Genomic DNA, 17,669 nt, shown 5'->3' on the forward strand with positions numbered 1-17,669 from the left:
TGCACTAAATAGTGCATTGTTTTATTTCCTCATATAATGAAGAAATTGAATTGACGTACTGGTTGGTTCGTTCAGTTTTCAAAGATCAAATTAAAACTCAGGCCTGTCTTTTATCGACAGTAATAGAATTTTAGCACATTATCGAAGAAAATGTCAATAGTATAATAGATATTTTCTTCAAATGTCTTGTTTGGAAAAACTTTCGCTCAAGAAGCGACAGAAACTATATTACAGATTTTCTTTTTAATTGTCAACACTATAAATGATTTTTTTAAGTTGATCTTACAAAAACAAATGGAGTTGTCCTCAAACTTAACTGGACAACTCCATGCATTTGTTATGCAGCCGTAACATAATAGATATTTTTCTTTCTTTTTTTCCGAAAAATGTTTGCCGCTATTCTTGCTCCCCGTACATCATCACTTATGACAAGTACGTCCTTTTGACAATCAAGATGTTCCTTTAATGCCCGCGGCAAGTAACTAAGCGGGATGTTTTCTGCACCCGGATAAGGCGAACGGTGCGCAGAAATATAATCCCGGATATCTATAACACAGAAACGCTCATCAATGACAATTGGTTGCTCAATTCTTTTAAGTTTCCATCTTGGGACAGCATACCGAGTGACAACCACAATTGCCAGACTTACAAATAACGCAATCAATAATTCCACTTTCCATTACCCCTTCTATCTATTTAGGTTGGGTTTCCCCTTCCCAGTTCATCATACCGCCTTCTAAGTTGCGCACCTTGAAGCCCTGTTGATCCAAGTACTGGGCAGCATTCATACTGCGTCCACCAGAACGGCAAACCATAATATATTCCTGATTTTTATCTAAATTATTTGCAGCTTCTGGAATATCTCCTAAACGAATGTGTTTTGCCTGCGGGATCATTCCTTGTGCTACCTCATCATCTTCTCGAACATCGATGATTTGTACATCTTTATTTTCTTTTATCATATCTTGCACTTCTTCAGGTTTATATTCATGAATAGCCATCTTGCATTCCTCCTTAAGAACTTTTACCTTCACTAATTTTAAGCAATTTTTTCATAATGTCAAGGGATAGGTACCGGGGTATGAAAAGCTTATTCACTTATACTATATCTCATTTACCTTTATATTAAACAAAATATAGCTGAGCGGGCCATTATCAGGCTGCTCAGCTATATAATCAATTAGCCACGATATTGACAAGTTTCCCTGGAATAGCGATTACTTTTCTGACTGTCTTTCCTTCCAGCCATTCTTGGACCTTTTCATGCTCAATCGCTTGTTTTTCCAGATCCTCTTTGGAGGCATCTTTTGAAACTGTCATCTTGGCACGTACTTTGCCCATTACCTGAATAACAATTTCTACTTCATTTTCGACCAATTTAGACTCATCATAAGTCGGCCATTCCTGATAAGCGATGGTACCTTCATGGCCCAACTTTTCCCATAACTCTTCTGCGAGATGGGGTGCTACAGGGGAAAGAATTTTCACAAAACCTTCTATATATTCTTTTGGCAATATTTCCGCTTTGTAACCTTCATTCACAAACACCATCATCTGGGATATACCTGTGTTAAAACGTAGTCCTTCAAAGTTTTCGGTCACTTTTTTAACTGTTTCATGATAGACCTTTTCCAGTGTCTTATCTGTACTGTCTGTTACCTTTTCGGATAATTTCTCACCTTCTGTCACGACAAGACGGTAGATACGATCAAGGAATCGGCGTGCGCCATCCAATCCATTAGTCGACCAGGCTACAGAGGCATCAAGTGGTCCCATGAACATTTCATATAAACGAAGTGTATCCGCTCCATGGGAATCTACGATATCATCCGGGTTAACAACATTCCCTTTAGACTTACTCATTTTTTCGTTATTTTCCCCAAGTATCATTCCTTGGTTAAATAGTTTCTGAAATGGTTCTTTGGTAGGGACGACACCGACATCATATAAAACCTTATGCCAGAAACGGGCATATAGTAGATGTAATACAGCGTGTTCCGCTCCTCCGATGTAGATATCAACCGGCAGCCATTTCTTTAGTTTATCGTAGTCTGCCAGTTTTTCATCATTTTGAGGATCAATATAGCGTAGATAATACCAACAGCTGCCTGCCCATTGTGGCATGGTATTCGTTTCCCTGCGCCCTTTCATTCCTGTGTCTGGATCTGTTACATGAACCCAGTCATCAATGTTAGCTAATGGGGACTCTCCTGTACCAGACGGCTTGATTTCTGTCGTTTTCGGCAATACCAATGGAAGCTCTTGCTCGGGCACAGCTGACATGGAACCATCTTCCCAATGAATCATCGGAATTGGTTCACCCCAATATCGCTGACGGCTGAATAACCAGTCACGCAGGCGATAGGTCGTCTTCTTCTCCCCTTTACCATTTTCAACAAGCCACTCGATCGCTTTTTGTATGGCTTCTTCTTTATCAAGCCCATTCAACATTCCAGAGTTGATGTGTTTGCCATCTCCGGTATAAGCTTCTTTCTCAAGATCGCCGCCTTCAACAACTGCTACGATCGGTAAGTCATATTTCTGTGCAAATTCATAATCACGTTCATCATGAGCCGGCACTGCCATGATCGCGCCACTTCCATAACTCATCAGCACATAGTCTGCCACCCATATAGGTACTTTGTTGCCATTGATTGGGTTGACTGCGTAGGACCCTGTAAACACACCAGTTTTATCTTTGGCAAGATCGGTACGTTCGAGGTCACTTTTTGCTTTTGCAGTTTGCAAATATTGATCTACGTCGGGTTTTTGAGCATCTGTAACAATTTTTTCTACAAGCGGATGCTCAGGCGCAAGCACTGCATACGTAGCACCATACAGCGTATCCGGACGTGTGGTGAATACATCGAAGCTTTCGTCGTAGCCGTCAATATCAAAAGTCACTTCAGCTCCTTCTGACTTTCCAATCCAGTTGCGTTGCATATCTTTAATGCTTTCAGGCCAATCGAGCTCTTCTAAATCCTCGAGAAGACGATCCGCGTATTCCGTAATCTTGAGCATCCACTGCTTCATTGGTCTTCTTTCCACAGGATGGCCGCCACGTTCACTTTTTCCATCGATTACTTCCTCATTGGCTAACACTGTACCAAGGGCGGGACACCAGTTGACGGGCACCTCATCCACATAAGCCAATCCTTTTTCATATAGCTTAAGGAAAATCCACTGGGTCCATTTATAATAATCCGGATCCGTAGTATTGACTTCACGATCCCAATCATAAGAAAAACCTAGTGCTTTAATTTGACGGCGAAAATTATCGATATTCTGTTTCGTAAATTCAGCTGGATCATTTCCGGTATCAAGGGCATATTGTTCAGCAGGAAGTCCGAATGCATCCCAACCGATCGGATGGAGCACTTCATATCCTTGCATCCTTTTCATACGGGAAACAATGTCTGTCGCCGTATACCCTTCCGGATGGCCGACATGCAGTCCTGCTCCCGAAGGATATGGAAACATGTCAAGTGCGTAGAATTTCTTTTTATCGGAGGCAGCATCAGTCTGGAAAGTTTTTTCACTATACCAGTAGTCCTGCCATTTCTGTTCAATTTTCTTATGGTTAAAAGCCATAGCTTTTCCTCCATTCTTTTTTAAATATAAAAAAGCCTCTCATCCCATAACTGGGACGAGAAGCTTGTATTCCCGCGGTACCACCCAAATTGACGTATGACACGTCCTCTTCAGCATCGATAACAGTGATGAGCCGGCAAAAGCTACTTGCATTCACTTTTGCAACATCCAAGGTGAGTTCATCAGTTACAAGGTCAGCTTACACCTGCCGCTGACTCTCTGAATTTCTTGCAGGCTGATTACTATTCCTCTTCCAAGTCGTTTATCAATATATCTATCCGTATCTTAATGAAACGTGCGGGCTTTGTCAAGCAATGGCATAACCAGTCACGTGGCGATATCCCTTTTTGTAAAAGATAAATGGCTGATCAGTAAAAATACAAATAAATAAAGCATTAATACCGTTACAGAAAAGAGCGGGCTGATTCCTTCTATCATGGGCTTAGGCTGTAAATATTGGCTTAAGTCCGTATGAGTGAACAGATAAAACTTGACGAACGTGTATTCCTGAAATAAGAATACCAGCTGCTGTCCAGTAAACATAAGGAAAATCGATAAACCGATCGCCAAAGCGTTGGAACGCGACAAGGTCCCAATCATGAAAGCGAATGAAGTCATAATGATCATATTTACAAATGCAAGCCCATATAAACGAAGGGATTCAATCCAAACCGATTGTTCCACAATGTGATCCTCAACCATTGTGAGTAATACACCGTCCCCTTTTTCAAGAAAAACCAACCCTCCAATGATGGCCCCCAGATAGGTGATGATTGCTAACGTAAGAGAAAATAATAATGTAGTGATGTATTTTGCCCACAATATTTTTCCTCTTCTTACAGGGCGGATCGTCAATAATTTTATCGTTCCCCACGCGAACTCTGAAGCGACAATACCAGAAGCGATAATGACTGTGAATAAAACCGCAAATGTAATATTGCTCTTGGAATCTAATAGATATTGAATAAAGCTTGTATGCTGAGGAGGGGGAATATCATTCTCCAGACGGTGCCGGGCAATAGCCGCCTGATCTTGATAATAATTTTTTTCATGCATATTTTCCGATTGAGCTTCCTGCTGCTCATATACACTCATTTGCTGGCTGACTTGTTCCTCCCATGGCATGGTCTGGCTTTGTTGATTACTACTCCAGCTGCTTACAAAAGCAAACAAAAATACAGCTCCAATTAAAATGGCAATAAGAATAAAAGTACTGTTCCTTTTAAAGATTTTCATCCACTCATTCCGAATAAGACGTATCATTTCAGACAATTTGCTCACCTCCGGTCATTTCTAAAAATTCTTCTTCCAGAGTTTTTTTATGAGGAATGATTTCGTATACATCGATCCCGCTTTCTATGAATATACGATTGACCTTCGCAGATTGTTCTTTTTCCAGTTTAATCATTAAGCGGTCATTCACAACTTCTACTTCGATATCCCCAAAATTATCTCTTACTATTTGCCACGCTTTCTCTTTATCGGATACTTTGAAAAGAAATGTTTTTCGTTTGTCCTGATCACTCCCCTGTACAGACCGAATGCTGATTAACTTGCCTTGCTGGATGATCGCGATACGGTCGCACATCAATTCGATTTCTGAAAGCAAGTGACTGGATACGAAAACAGACACACCATCTTCAGTCGCTATTTTTCTTAAATACATTCGGAATTCCCTTATTCCCGCAGGGTCAAGACCATTTGTCGGTTCATCAAGTATTAAAAATTTAGGTTTATGAAGAATAGCTTGAGCAAGCCCTAACCGTTGCCTCATCCCAAGAGAATAAGCTTGAACTTTGTCATGAATTCTTGACTCTAAACCGACTTGCTTCACTACTTCTTTAATACGCTCTTTAGAAATATTGCCTTGCAAACGGGCGAAGTGGACCAGGTTTTGATAACCAGACATGAATTTGTACATTTCAGGGTTTTCTACAATTGCCCCCACCTGGGCGATGCTTTTTCTATAATTATCTTTGAGTTTATATCCATCAATCATCACTTCACCGGAGGTTACCTTCATTAAACCCACCATCATCCGGATCGTTGTTGTTTTTCCTGCGCCGTTGGGTCCTAAAAAACCAGTTACCTGTCCAGGGTATAGATCTAAACTCAGATCATCGATAATCGTTTTCCCGCCGATTTTCTTTGTTATATTTTTCAGTTGGACTACTGGTTGCTCATTCATAACCGCTCCCCCCTTCATACAATTTCTTCATCCAATCTACGACGTTCATTTGATATTTTATTCGGATATTCTCAGTTGATTGCTGCCCCAGTATCTTTCCCTCTCTCAAAACAATTACTTCATCAAGTAAAGCTTCGATTTCATTAATTTCATGAGTGGTGATAATCAGTGTCTGACTTTGTAAATCAATGTATTGGATAACACCCTGGACGAGCGAAGTACGTACCATCGGGTCAAGACCTGAAAAGGGTTCATCCAGCAAAATATATGGTGCATTCCTTGCAAGTGTAACTGCCATCTTCACCCTCCCTCTATTCCCTTTGGACAGATGTTTGATTTTCTCGGCACCCTCTATATCCATAAAATCCAGGATATCGCCTGCTTTCTTGGTTTGGAAATCCGAAAACTGGCTTTCGTAGAATTCCACAAGCTGGTTTACAGTGAAAAAAGGATAGAATTGATCGATATCCGACATATAGGCTACCTTTGTACTTATTTTGCGATCTGCCCGTTTTTCATCAACAAGCACTTCTCCATAAGTAGGCTGCAACAATCCGGCCATCAGTTTAAGCATTGTTGATTTGCCACTGCCATTCTCCCCAATGACTCCAATAATTTTCCCTTTTGAAAAGTGTATATCTATATCATCCAATGCTTTGTTCGACAAATACTTTTTTGATACATGCTGCAACTCAATCATCGTTTTCCTCCCTTTCCCCCTGGTACTGCGAAAGCCCTTCGACCATTTCATCTACCGTGAACCCCAGCTTGCCCATATCTTGAACAAAGGCTTCGATATACTGCTGTTTCATTTCCATACGGAGTTTTTGAAGGCGTTCTAGATTTTCTGTAACGAAAGTACCTTGCCCCCTCTTTGTTTCTACGATCCCTAAGTATTCCATCTCTCGATAAACACGCTGCATTGTATTCGCATTCACTCCGGTCTCGACTGCAAACTCTCTTACCGAGGGTAATTTATCTCCTGCTAGACGATCACCGCGGATAATTTCACTGGAAATTTTATCGATCAACTGCTGATAAATAGGTTTATCCGGTTTGAACTCCATCACCATAACTTACACCTCAACCTTTCGATCCATTAAAACAATGCTGAGGGTGTATAATACAGCAATAGCCAGCCCCCAGGCCAATAGCTCGCCGAGCACGACTGGGATACCTCCGGGCATATCTCCATGCACCGTTACACCAAATACACTTAACAAGTCACCAGATACACTTTCCATTTTAATTTTCATTTTTCCCCATCCGACTAATTGTTCATAAAAAGCTGTTGACCTAATCATAGAAGTGATCCCAGTGATAGCAACAAACAAAATAATAGAAATGACGATACTTAAACCACCAAGGTACGTTCTTAATATTTGATGGATGACCCATAAGAACAACAATAATACTGCCAGTAATAATGATTGACCAATAATGAACATATTAGCAACGACAACAGCCAGGATTAATTCACCGTAAGTCAAAACTACCCATTGCTTGGCAGTAAGTACGGTTATAAAACCGAAAATCGTCATCGAAACTACCATGAATAGTAAGGACTGGAGAAATTTCACTCCGATAAGCACGGCTGCTGATTGTGGACTATGAAGAAATAATTGCAGCTGATTCACTTCCCGGTTCAGACTGTACATGAGCAATGCCGATAAAATGAACATGTGGAGTACAAGTACTACCCCAGTTATCATAAACATGTGAGCCTCCTGTATGGAACCAGACACACCTACTGCGAATACCAAACCTACAATCAATATTACGAAGTAATAAACTTTCATCAATACCCATTCTTTTCTCCATAATCCAATAAAAGCTTTTCCTCTCACAGAATCATCCTTTTTGTGTTAGTGTACTAGGAATATAGTACACTAACACAAAAAGAGAAGCAATAATATTTAAATAAAAACTCTTCTTATGGAGGAAAGGTAGGGTACGCAAGGAAAAGGGAACTTAAACTGAAAAGCAGGCATAAAAAAACGGCCGGAGCGGCCGTTTTTTATGCCTGACTTACCTATGTTCCAGGTCATTTTCATCAAGGATCATATCATTCAAGCATTGACTGACCTGGAGATGAAGACGATGTAATTGATCCTTTTGCTGATGGTTGGCACTATGCATCAATTTATCGATTTCCATCTCTGTCTGTTCCAAGCTTTGCTGTGCTTCCGTATAACTGGCAGTCATCGGATAGCCATTCTGGTTGGCAAGAGACAATTCGTATTTCGCTTGCTCTAACCGCTGTTGAGCCTCCTGGATCATCGTTTCGATCGACGCTCTTGTCGCCATAGCAATCACCTCATCCTTTAGCTTGGTTAAAAGTCGTTTTTTTCATACGTGAATTTTGGTTAAGGAATCGATCAATGCTAAAATTGATTATCATACATTTTCGGGAAAGAGGAATGAAAATGACTTTAAAGAAAGTACTTGCTTTTGCTCATGACTTAATGAAGACTGCCATCAGGGAAGGCGATACAGCCGTGGATGCAACTTGTGGAAACGGCCATGATACTCAATTTTTAAGTAAGCTTGTCGGGAAAACAGGATATGTTTATGGTTTCGATATCCAGGAAGCTGCTATCAAAACTACCCGAGCCAAACTGACAGGCAAGCAACAGGAACAGGTTACACTTATTCAGGACAGCCATGATAAAATTGGAAGCTATATAAAAAATGAACACATCAACTCGGTAAGTGCAGCAATTTTCAACCTTGGCTATTTGCCCGGGAGCGATAAGTCTATTGTCACTACCCCGGATTCAACGTTGTCTGCAGTAGAGCAACTGCTTGAGCTTTTACAGCCGGAAGGTGTGATCGTCTTAGTGGTTTACCACGGTCATCCTGGAGGCAAGGCAGAAAAAGACCGGCTCTTAGCGTATGTGAAAAGCTTAGACCAGCACTTATTCCATGTACTCCAATATGGGTTTATCAATCAAAAAAATGACCCACCGTTTGTATTGGCAGTAGAAAGACGAAAATAAAACCCGGAAGACGCTTACAGCGATTTTCCGGGTTTTACCATATGATAGACCTTTGTATTATAATGAAAAAACTTCGCTTTCCGCCCACTGACTTTCAGTAAATCGCGAACAAACGTCTTTGCATTTTGCAGTCTGCTCACCTTTCTATCAGCCAGATACATTCCGACCAACCCTTCCTGAATCATTCCATGAAAGGCGGAATCAGGAAGCAGTTTTGTCCTTGCTTTAGTTTCTTTCACAAAATATACAAAACGCTGTCTCATTTCCTCTTCGGTTTCGTAATAGGAACAGAAATTGAGGTCACCTTCTATTTCATCCTCATGCTGGTCAATATAATAATCCAACAAGATATGCAGCCCTTGTAAAAATGGGAAGTAACTGTCGGCTACTTTCCTCGCAAGATTTTCATTCATCTTTCCGCCTAACGCGTAGGAAACCAGACAGAAAACCCCAAGAGTAGATCCTGTACATGCTGAAAATTCAAACCACTTAAGGTTATTACCAGTTTCGTATTGCGAGAACCATGTCTGCAACCTTGGAATCCTTTCTTCCTCCACCACGTGCTTATGTACTTGTAAATCATTATACAAGTTCCCTAGCTTGATAACATGCGGATGTGCTATTTGGTAATCATTTGCCTTAGATAGCACTTGCTGACATTCATGTACAAGCGCTTCAAGATATCCGCCATCATTTTGATCTTCACGGAATTTATAATAATTTTTCAATGAATTACCCGGAGTCAACGCGTCGGTCATTGCTTGATGAAGCATGCGAAAATCTTTCGGATCCATGGAAGTGCTCCGGTCACAGAGATTGTCCAGATAATCACTGATGGTTTGATAGGCTACAATGAATCTGACTGCTTGTTTATACTGATCTGCAGCTAGCAAACTATAGATCGATCCGCCTTCACAATGAAAAGTCTTGTTCTCAATACTTGCTAATGCCTGTTTGCGTAATTCCTGGTTCGGGATGGCTATCGCTTTTTTAATCCAGCCATCCAGCTCCTTATGGACTTGTGGAAAAACGTTACGATATACCTTCGCCATCATCGACCAGGCATTTGCAGGTGTACGTACAGCCAATGATTTCACCTCTCCTTACGCCCGGTCTCTTCTGCCTTTTGTTTCATAAATACTACAATGTGGCGGAGAACCGAGCCCCGCTCTGGCTCATTCAAAATTTCATGATATAAGTTTGCCCATTCTTTATAACTTTTTTCACTGATATCTAATTGATTGAACCAACGTTTTGTTTCTTTGATATCTACCATCATGTCCTCTCCGGCCTGCACGACTAGTGTCGGCACATCCGGATACTTATGGAGCTGTTTGAAGGCAAGGCTGATAGCCCTCACAAATTCCCAGTACCAACGGACTGAAACTTTTCCCAATATCAGAGAGTCTTCTTCATCTGCTTCGATGACACGCTTGTTACGAGTCACCTTTTCAGTAACGATAGGAGCTTCAACTTTGTATTTAGGATAAACCGCATCAAGCACACGGGAAAACAGCTTGACCGACCTGCTGGGTTCGTTCAAAATTCCAAGACCCGGGGAGGATAAGATGACTCCTTCGATTTCCGGATGTTTCTCTTGCATGGTTCGAATCGCTACCAGCCCACCCATACTGTGGCCTAACAAAAATATCGGCAGCCGAAATTTCACTGCCTCTTCCAGCCAATGACTTACTGTTTCGATGTATTGATCAAAACGGTCGATATGTCCACGTCGTCTTGTCGATTTTCCCTGACCAGGCAAGTCTCCATATACGACATGAAGACCTTGCCGCTGAAAAAGGGAGGCTATTTCATCGTACCTTCCTGCATGCTCAAATGCTCCATGTACGATCACTACCACTCCTACAGCGTCATCTGCGTACATTTTTTTCATCGGTTACTCCCCTTTATCGGCCATCGAATTTGCTATACTGTTAATAACTATATTATAAGGGGGATACCCATGTTTTGCGAATATAAAGGAAAGCACCCGAAAATTGCATCCTCCGCCTACATTGCAGAAGATGCAGTTGTTACAGGTGATGTCACTATCGGAGAAAATGTCAGTGTCTGGTTCAAAACTGTCATACGCGGCGATGTTGCTCCCACCTATATAGGTGATAACGTCAATATCCAGGATCTAAGCATGCTGCATCAGAGTCCAGATAACCCGCTTATATTAGAAGAGGGTGTAACCGTCGGACACCAGGTTACACTTCACTCTTCTCTGATAAGAAGACATGCTTTGATAGGGATGGGATCCCTGGTTTTAGACGGGGCTGAAATTGGAGAAGAGGCCTTTTTAGGTGCTGGAAGTCTTGTTCCTCCCGGCAAAAAAATTCCGCCTCGCTCACTTGCGCTGGGCCGCCCAGCCAAAGTAGTCCGAGAACTTACCGAAGCGGATTTTGCAGAAATGAACAGAATCCGTAGAGAATACGTTGAAAAAGGCCAGTATTATAAAAAACTGCGCGAACATTAAAAATTACAAAAATGTAAAAACTCCCTCTGCCAGCTGACAGAGGGAGTTTTTACGTATGTTGTCCTATTTATCTCGAAACTTTGGAAACAAAATCAGTCACGACGAAAATTTTCTCAAATAACCGCCAACTTGCTTTCCGGCTTATCTTCGTTGATCAAATCTTCAATAGGATAACGACGTTCCACAAAAATTTGGTGCCACAACATGAACATTAATACGGTCCATATCTTTCGACTGTAGTCTCCTTTATCCTGGCAATGAGCTTCAAGTAAATCGAGTATATATCCTTTATGGATATATTGATCCGTCTCACTTTCATGAATCAACATTTTCGCCCAATCATATAACTCATTTTTCAACCAGTGTCGAATCGGTACTGGGAAGCCAAGCTTCTTACGATCCAAAACGTGATCTGGTACGATTCCGCGAGAAGACTCGCGTAATATACTTTTTGTGGTGCCATTAGCAATTTTCATATCGACAGGAATAGCTCTTGCCACATCGAACACTTCCTTATCCAGGAAAGGTACCCGTAATTCTAATGAATTTGCCATGGTCATTTTATCAGCCTTCAGTAAAATGTCGCCGCGCATCCACGTATGAATGTCGACATACTGCATTTGATTAACGAGATCATATTCGTCAGCAGTTTGATATAATGACTCGGTCACCTGCTGATAATGGAAGTTACGGTAGTTGCGAAGCAGATTCTGCTTCTCTGCTTCTTCAAACATTTTTGCATTTCCGATATATCGCTTCTTCAAAGGTGTGGTACCCCGTTCGAGAAAGCTCTTACCTTTAACTCCTTCAGGCAGTTTTTCAGCAACCCGCCCTAATAAATGTTTAGCCGGTTCAGGAATCGATTGAAATATTTTCAACGATTCGGGTTCCCGATAAATATTATACCCTCCGAAAAGTTCATCCGCGCCTTCACCAGAAAGAACGACGGTGACATGCTTCCGTGCTTCCCTTGCCACAAAATACAAGGGTACACAGGCCGGATCAGCTAACGGGTCGTCCATGTGGTACATAATTTTAGGCAGTTTTTCGATATACTCCTGAGGTGTTATCGTATACGAAATATTCTCTACTCCCAGCTTGTCTGCTGTTTCTTTGGCTACATCGACTTCTGAATATCCCTCTCGCTCAAATCCAACCGAGAATGTCTGGATGGCAGGGTTGTATTCTTTTGCCATTGCTACAATCAAGCTGGAATCAATGCCACCGGATAAAAATGATCCTACAGGGACATCACTTCGCATATGCTTGGATACAGAATCATACATAGCCTCTTGAATTTGATTAATCCAGCTGTTTTTATCCATTAATTTAGGGTGGAAGGTTGCATGCCAGTATCTTTCAAACATAACTTCCCCACCTGGCTTTTGAATAAAATAATGACCAGGAGTTACCTTCTTAATATCTTCTGTCATCGTCCATGGTTCCGGTACGAATTGAAAACTTAAATAATGGTGCAATGCTTCTACGTCCACCTGCTCGCTGTCCCTTACCAGTGTCAGACTTTTCTTTTCAGAAGCAAAATAGGTTCCATTTTCATCCGAAGTATAAAATAACGGTTTTATCCCAAACGGATCACGGGCACCATATAATGTCTGTTCTTGTTTGTCCCAAATAAGGATGGAGAACATACCTCGCAAATCACGGAAGGCATGCTCGCGCTTGTGATGGAACAAAGCAGTAATCACTTCTGTATCCGATTCGGTTATAAAATCAAATCCCTGGTTCTCTAATTCCTCTCTGAGCTCCACATAATTATAGATTTCTCCATTAAACACTATCCAATAACGCTCATTCTCATAGCTTAATGGCTGCTGCCCACTTTCTATATCGATGATACTGAGGCGGCGAAATCCTAAGGAAATATATTCATCGTGGTAGTACCCCTCATCGTCCGGTCCGCGATGGGTAATATAATCGTTTTGTCTCTGAAAAGTTGCTAGTTCTTCCTCACTCATATAACGAGGCTGACTTCGAATCAACCCTATGAAACCACACATAATCGGCCACCTTCTTCATAATTTCTTTGTATCTTCTGTCAGATTATAACACAGAAAAACTCATTAACGATATTCAGTATTTTCCCACCTATTCATGGGGTAAACATAATCAAAAAACGGATCAAACCATCGGAGGCAGATCCGCTTTCCTATTTTAATCATCCAATAATTTTTTGAGTTCTTCTGCTTTATCCGTGTTTTCCCAAGGGAATATAACATCTGTACGGCCAAAGTGTCCATAAGCAGCGGTATCACGATAAATCGGACGACGCAGGTCAAGCATTTTAATGATGCCTGCCGGACGCAGATCAAATAATTCACGTATTTCAGCGACCAAAAGCTCCTCGCTGACTTTACCTGTTCCAAATGTATTAATAGCGATAGAAACCGGCTGCGCAACTCCAATGGCATAAGCAAGCTGTACTTCGCATGCCTCCGCCAAACCTGCTGCTACAATGTTTTTGGCAACATAACGGGCAGCATAAGCAGCAGAACGGTCCACTTTGGTTGCGTCCTTTCCACTAAAAGCTCCCCCGCCATGACGGGCATAACCACCATACGTGTCCACAATAATTTTACGGCCTGTCAAGCCGGCATCTCCTTGCGGACCACCAATCACGAAACGCCCTGTCGGGTTGAGGAAGTACTTCGTCTGTTCATCAATCAACTCGCGAGGTACCACTGGCTCAATGACATGTTTTTTCAAGTCTGCCTGAATCTGTTCCAATGTGATATCTTCTGCATGCTGGGTAGAAATGACTATTGTATCTACACGCAAAGGTCGATCATTTTCATCATATTCTATCGTCACTTGTGTTTTCCCATCCGGACGAAGATAGTCCAATGTACCATCTTTCCGAACATCGCTTAACCGCTTGGAAATTTTATGAGCAAGTGAAATCGGGAGCGGCATCAGTTCTTCCGTCTCATTATTCGCGTAACCGAACATCAGCCCCTGGTCCCCTGCACCTATCGCTTCTATTTCGCTGTCACTCATTTTCCCTTCACGGCTTTCCAACGCGACATCAACCCCGCCAGCAATATCCGGGGACTGCTCATCGATGGCAGTAAGTACAGCGCAAGTTTCAGCATCAAAACCGAACTTAGCTCTTGTATAGCCGATTTCTTTAATGGTTCGACGTACAATGCTTGGAATATCCACATAAGTACTGGTTGTGATTTCACCTGAAACCAGGACAAGTCCCGTAGTCACAGTTGTTTCACAAGCCACACGGGCGTTTGGATCATTTTTTAAAATTTCATCTAAAATGGCATCTGAAATCTGATCACAAATTTTATCAGGATGTCCTTCTGTGACAGATTCCGAAGTAAATAACCGGCGATTCGCAGGCATGCTAACAAACTCCTCCTTTATAATGTACACAAAAATCAGACGGAACTTCTCTCCCAGTACGAATGGGAAACTAACCAACTCTTCATTCATATTTTATTACTCCCCATCTGCGGGAAGTTCGATTTATGGTCTTATAAAAAAGAAAAACCCTTCCTATTGATGAGGAAAGGGGGTTGCTTCCTTTCGCTCTTATCGTTCAAGGATCATTCCTTGCTACAGGCTAGCACCTTTTCACATTCGTGATGGTTGCTGAGGTTTCATCGGGCCTGTCCCCTCCGCCGACTCTGGATAAGAGAGTATCCGTTCGCACTATATCGTAACTAAAACCACCGCTGTTGTCAATTAACTACTTCGATTATGCAGGTTGCAACTTCCATTCGGACACTTCCCTTTAAAGAATTTATATCGGTTCTTAGCTATCCAGCTGTATAAAGGTTTTCCCACTAAAGACATTCCGGGAAGACTGCCTAACAATCCGATAGGAGCTGTAGGCGGGGAGTAACGGAGCATGGTTACTACGGCATGATAACCTTTCTGCTTTGTTCCACCTCTTTTTATAATATGGATTTCCTGTTTGATTGCCGTTTCTTCCTCTCGTGACAAATTAGTTTCCTTTTTGTAATCTTGTAAGGATTTCCACTGAAAATTGTGACACCAGTCCAGTCGCTGAAATATACTTTTTGACTGTTGGCAAAGATAACATTGGGCATCATATAGCACTATATGTTTCAATCCATATTCCCCCTGGTTTTTTCTTACTCATTAATTGCAGCTAAAGCTCCCAATTGCTGAAGACTCAGTTTCTAGAGAAATTGTTTCCGTTACGGATATGAGCGTTTGGAGGTCCGGGAAATCACTCGCTTTCCATGGGGGTACGGTGAGCTTCCTCGGGCTAAAGCCCTGTCGGATCTCACCATGTACTCTACTCCCATAGGAGTCTCGCAATTTCCCGGACCTACTTGCGTATTTAAGAATAACGGAAACTTTCGCAGGCAGAGTCATTCAACCATAGTAACAGCTACAAAGAGGCCTAGTTTCCTGTATCATTGGGTCTTGGAATGTGGAAGATATCTTCTTACAACGTACGGTTCGTTCATCAAAAAACGGATAGGGTGGCAGGGATAAGAAATCAACAATAACGTTTAACACAAGTCTATTTTATAAAAAGGGGTATCTTTAACCAAAAGTGATCAAAGGTTCCTTACACCCTACTTTCCCCTCTACAATATGTATGAACAATGTTACATTATATAAGAATAATTAAATATATATAAGAATAATTAAATATGAAAAAAATATGACAGTAACAAAAATAGTGTGGATTAATAGAATGAATGTGTTATACTAATAATCAAATTAAACCACACTTGGTTTTCCAATGGGTTGAAACTTAATGCAAAGGCGGGTTTACGCGATGACAATTATAAATCAAATGTCCCAACTCTCTGATTTGTTATCACAGGAGAATGTTTTGAAAAACCTTTCTGTAGCACAATTGGTTGAAAAAACTTTACACCGAAATGAAGGCGTTCTCACATCTACAGGTGCTGTTCGCGCTACAACTGGTACTTATACCGGACGCTCGCCTAAGGATAAATTCATCGTTAAGGATGATGTTTCCAATAATACAGTGGATTGGGGCCCGGTAAACTGCGCAATCGATGAAGATGTATTTACTCGTTTATACCATAAAGTACTCGATTACTTAAGTGCCAAGGACGAAGTTTTTGTTTTTAACGGCTATGCAGGAGCCGATGATAATTATAGACTGCCGATTCAGGTCATCAATGAAATGGCATGGCACAATTTATTTGCAAGGCAAATGTTCATTCGCTCGACGGAAGAAGAATTAACGGAACATGAAGCGGAATTCACCGTTATTTCTGCTCCGAATTTTAAAGCGGATCCTGTAATCGATGGTACTAACTCCGAAGCTTTCATTCTAATTTCATTGAAACACCGTATCGTGCTGATCGGTGGTACGGAATACGCAGGAGAAATCAAAAAATCTATTTTTTCCGTTATGAACTACATGCTGCCTAAGAAAAACGTGTTATCTATGCACTGTTCTGCCAACGTAGGGCAAGAAGGCGATGTCGCTCTGTTCTTCGGTCTTTCTGGTACAGGTAAAACTACTTTATCAGCTGATCCATACCGCCGTTTGATCGGGGATGATGAACATGCCTGGTCTCCAAAAGGCGTATTCAATATTGAAGGTGGCTGTTACGCGAAAACCATTAATTTATCGAAAGAGAAAGAACCACAGATATATGATGCAATCCGATTCGGCTCTGTATTGGAAAATGTAATTCTGGATGAGGAATCGCGTAACCCTGATTATGATGATACATCTTTAACGGAAAATACACGTGCAGCTTATCCGATCGATAATATCGATAACATTGTTCTTCCAAGCGTTGCGGGGCATCCAAATACAATTATCTTTTTAACAGCAGATGCTTTTGGCGTTTTACCGCCTATCAGTAAATTATCCAAAGAACAGGCTATGTATCATTTCCTTAGCGGATACACCAGTAAGCTTGCCGGAACGGAACGAGGAGTCACCTCACCGCAGGCAACATTCTCTGCTTGCTTCGGATCTCCATTCCTTCCGCTAGCCCCTGCAACTTATGCAGAAATGCTTGGTGAAAAGATAGATCAATATAACACAAATGTCTTTCTTGTCAATACAGGCTGGACTGGGGGCGCTTTCGGTGAAGGAAACCGCATGAAACTTTCCTATACACGTGCGATGATCCATGCGGCCTTAGAAGGGGAATTGAATTCGGTTGAAACTCATGTCGATGACATCTTCGGGTTGGAAGCCCCAGTGCAAGTACCTGGTGTACCGGATGAAGTATTAATTCCAAAGCAGACCTGGAATGATCCAGAAGCTTATGACCAAAAAGCAAAAGAATTAGCGATGAAATTCCATGAAAACTTTGAAAAATTCACGCATGCAAGTGATGCCATCGCTAAAGCAGGCCCGGCTTACCGGGGCTAATATGACAATTGTTTCCTCATCTCCTCATATATAAAA

The 17,669-nt window shown here is 41.6% G+C and carries 17 protein-coding genes, 1 riboswitch and 1 other annotated feature; of the genes, 3 read left to right on the top strand and 14 right to left on the bottom strand.

What is annotated here, in order from left to right:
* Positions 1–337: 337 nt before the first annotated feature.
* The 9 genes from P855_RS20785 to P855_RS0110420 form a co-directional block, all read right to left on the bottom strand.
* Positions 338–673: a rhodanese-like domain-containing protein gene (locus tag P855_RS20785; protein ID WP_051353171.1), complete on the bottom strand. Its 336-nt coding sequence runs from the start codon at positions 671–673 to the stop codon at positions 338–340.
* A gap of 19 nt (positions 674–692) precedes the next feature.
* A complete protein-coding gene (locus P855_RS0110385) occupies positions 693–1,001 on the bottom strand; it encodes a rhodanese-like domain-containing protein (protein WP_028783515.1) in 309 nt (102 codons plus the stop codon).
* A gap of 175 nt (positions 1,002–1,176) precedes the next feature.
* A complete protein-coding gene (gene leuS / locus P855_RS0110390) occupies positions 1,177–3,591 on the bottom strand; it encodes a leucine--tRNA ligase (protein ID WP_028783516.1) in 2,415 nt (804 codons plus the stop codon).
* Between the two features lie 48 nt (positions 3,592–3,639).
* Positions 3,640–3,856, bottom strand: a binding site (T-box leader).
* Between the two features lie 62 nt (positions 3,857–3,918).
* On the bottom strand, positions 3,919–4,854 hold the full coding sequence (locus P855_RS0110395) for an ABC transporter permease (RefSeq protein WP_028783517.1): 936 nt from the start codon (positions 4,852–4,854) through the stop codon (positions 3,919–3,921).
* A gap of 1 nt (position 4,855) precedes the next feature.
* On the bottom strand, positions 4,856–5,779 hold the full coding sequence (locus P855_RS0110400; RefSeq protein WP_028783518.1) for an ABC transporter ATP-binding protein: 924 nt from the start codon (positions 5,777–5,779) through the stop codon (positions 4,856–4,858).
* A complete protein-coding gene (locus P855_RS0110405; RefSeq protein ID WP_028783519.1) occupies positions 5,772–6,479 on the bottom strand; it encodes an ABC transporter ATP-binding protein in 708 nt (235 codons plus the stop codon). The genes P855_RS0110400 and P855_RS0110405 overlap by 8 nt, the downstream gene beginning before the upstream one ends.
* Complete coding sequence (locus P855_RS0110410; RefSeq protein ID WP_028783520.1) at positions 6,472–6,852, bottom strand: GntR family transcriptional regulator; 381 nt, start codon at positions 6,850–6,852, stop codon at positions 6,472–6,474. Before P855_RS0110410 ends, P855_RS0110405 begins: the two co-directional genes overlap by 8 nt.
* 3 nt (positions 6,853–6,855) lie before the next feature.
* The gene (locus P855_RS0110415) at positions 6,856–7,626 is read right to left on the bottom strand and encodes a hypothetical protein (protein ID WP_028783521.1); all 771 of its coding nucleotides are present in this window, start codon (positions 7,624–7,626) and stop codon (positions 6,856–6,858) included.
* Positions 7,627–7,807: 181 nt separating this feature from the next.
* Positions 7,808–8,086: a DUF2524 family protein gene (locus P855_RS0110420; protein ID WP_028783522.1), complete on the bottom strand. Its 279-nt coding sequence runs from the start codon at positions 8,084–8,086 to the stop codon at positions 7,808–7,810.
* A gap of 119 nt (positions 8,087–8,205) precedes the next feature.
* Here P855_RS0110420 and P855_RS0110425 point away from each other — a divergent pair, with 119 nt between their 5' ends.
* Entirely contained in the window at positions 8,206–8,778 is a 573-nt protein-coding gene (locus P855_RS0110425) for a class I SAM-dependent methyltransferase (RefSeq protein ID WP_028783523.1), read from the top strand.
* Between the two features lie 14 nt (positions 8,779–8,792).
* On the opposite strand, the gene P855_RS0110430 is transcribed toward P855_RS0110425, so the two are convergent.
* Positions 8,793–9,866 (bottom strand): tetraprenyl-beta-curcumene synthase family protein, encoded by a 1,074-nt coding sequence (locus P855_RS0110430; RefSeq protein WP_028783524.1) that lies wholly within the window; start codon positions 9,864–9,866, stop codon positions 8,793–8,795.
* A 5-nt stretch (positions 9,867–9,871) separates the two neighbouring features.
* Positions 9,872–10,672, bottom strand: a complete 801-nt coding sequence (locus P855_RS0110435) for an alpha/beta hydrolase (RefSeq protein WP_028783525.1) — start codon at positions 10,670–10,672, stop codon at positions 9,872–9,874.
* A 69-nt stretch (positions 10,673–10,741) separates the two neighbouring features.
* On the opposite strand from P855_RS0110435, the gene P855_RS0110440 reads away from it, so the two are divergent.
* Complete coding sequence (locus tag P855_RS0110440) at positions 10,742–11,257, top strand: gamma carbonic anhydrase family protein (RefSeq protein ID WP_028783526.1); 516 nt, start codon at positions 10,742–10,744, stop codon at positions 11,255–11,257.
* 113 nt (positions 11,258–11,370) lie between these two features.
* On the opposite strand, the gene asnB is transcribed toward P855_RS0110440, so the two are convergent.
* The 3 genes from asnB to P855_RS0110455 form a co-directional block, all read right to left on the bottom strand.
* Positions 11,371–13,275 (bottom strand): asparagine synthase (glutamine-hydrolyzing), encoded by a 1,905-nt coding sequence (gene asnB / locus P855_RS0110445; protein ID WP_028783527.1) that lies wholly within the window; start codon positions 13,273–13,275, stop codon positions 11,371–11,373.
* Between the two features lie 154 nt (positions 13,276–13,429).
* On the bottom strand, positions 13,430–14,629 hold the full coding sequence (metK, locus tag P855_RS0110450) for a methionine adenosyltransferase (RefSeq protein WP_028783528.1): 1,200 nt from the start codon (positions 14,627–14,629) through the stop codon (positions 13,430–13,432).
* 186 nt (positions 14,630–14,815) lie between these two features.
* Positions 14,816–14,924: riboswitch (SAM riboswitch) on the bottom strand.
* Between the two features lie 47 nt (positions 14,925–14,971).
* Positions 14,972–15,361, bottom strand: a complete 390-nt coding sequence (locus P855_RS0110455) for a thiol-disulfide oxidoreductase DCC family protein (RefSeq protein WP_028783529.1) — start codon at positions 15,359–15,361, stop codon at positions 14,972–14,974.
* Between the two features lie 682 nt (positions 15,362–16,043).
* On the opposite strand from P855_RS0110455, the gene pckA reads away from it, so the two are divergent.
* Positions 16,044–17,633, top strand: a complete 1,590-nt coding sequence (gene pckA / locus P855_RS0110460) for a phosphoenolpyruvate carboxykinase (ATP) (protein WP_028783530.1) — start codon at positions 16,044–16,046, stop codon at positions 17,631–17,633.
* The last annotated feature ends 36 nt before the right edge of the window (positions 17,634–17,669 follow it).

Source organism: Thalassobacillus devorans MSP14 (assembly GCF_000496835.1).
Lineage (GTDB): Bacteria > Bacillota > Bacilli > Bacillales > Halobacillaceae > Thalassobacillus > Thalassobacillus devorans_B.

Bases quoted from the DNA above. Each gene is read 5' to 3' on its own strand.
- leuS (WP_028783516.1), bottom strand. From the start codon at position 3,591: ATGGCTTTTAACCATAAGAAAATTGAACAGAAATGGCAGGACTACTGG.
- P855_RS0110405 (WP_028783519.1), bottom strand. From the start codon at position 6,479: ATGATTGAGTTGCAGCATGTATCAAAAAAGTATTTGTCGAACAAAGCA.
- P855_RS0110395 (WP_028783517.1), bottom strand. From the start codon at position 4,854: ATGATACGTCTTATTCGGAATGAGTGGATGAAAATCTTTAAAAGGAAC.
- asnB (WP_028783527.1), bottom strand. From the start codon at position 13,275: ATGTGTGGTTTCATAGGGTTGATTCGAAGTCAGCCTCGTTATATGAGT.
- metK (WP_028783528.1), bottom strand. From the start codon at position 14,629: ATGCCTGCGAATCGCCGGTTATTTACTTCGGAATCTGTCACAGAAGGA.
- pckA (WP_028783530.1), top strand. From the start codon at position 16,044: ATGACAATTATAAATCAAATGTCCCAACTCTCTGATTTGTTATCACAG.
- P855_RS0110425 (WP_028783523.1), top strand. From the start codon at position 8,206: ATGACTTTAAAGAAAGTACTTGCTTTTGCTCATGACTTAATGAAGACT.
- P855_RS0110435 (WP_028783525.1), bottom strand. From the start codon at position 10,672: ATGAAAAAAATGTACGCAGATGACGCTGTAGGAGTGGTAGTGATCGTA.
- P855_RS0110400 (WP_028783518.1), bottom strand. From the start codon at position 5,779: ATGAATGAGCAACCAGTAGTCCAACTGAAAAATATAACAAAGAAAATC.
- P855_RS0110385 (WP_028783515.1), bottom strand. From the start codon at position 1,001: ATGGCTATTCATGAATATAAACCTGAAGAAGTGCAAGATATGATAAAA.
- P855_RS0110420 (WP_028783522.1), bottom strand. From the start codon at position 8,086: ATGGCGACAAGAGCGTCGATCGAAACGATGATCCAGGAGGCTCAACAG.
- P855_RS0110410 (WP_028783520.1), bottom strand. From the start codon at position 6,852: ATGGTGATGGAGTTCAAACCGGATAAACCTATTTATCAGCAGTTGATC.
- P855_RS0110440 (WP_028783526.1), top strand. From the start codon at position 10,742: ATGTTTTGCGAATATAAAGGAAAGCACCCGAAAATTGCATCCTCCGCC.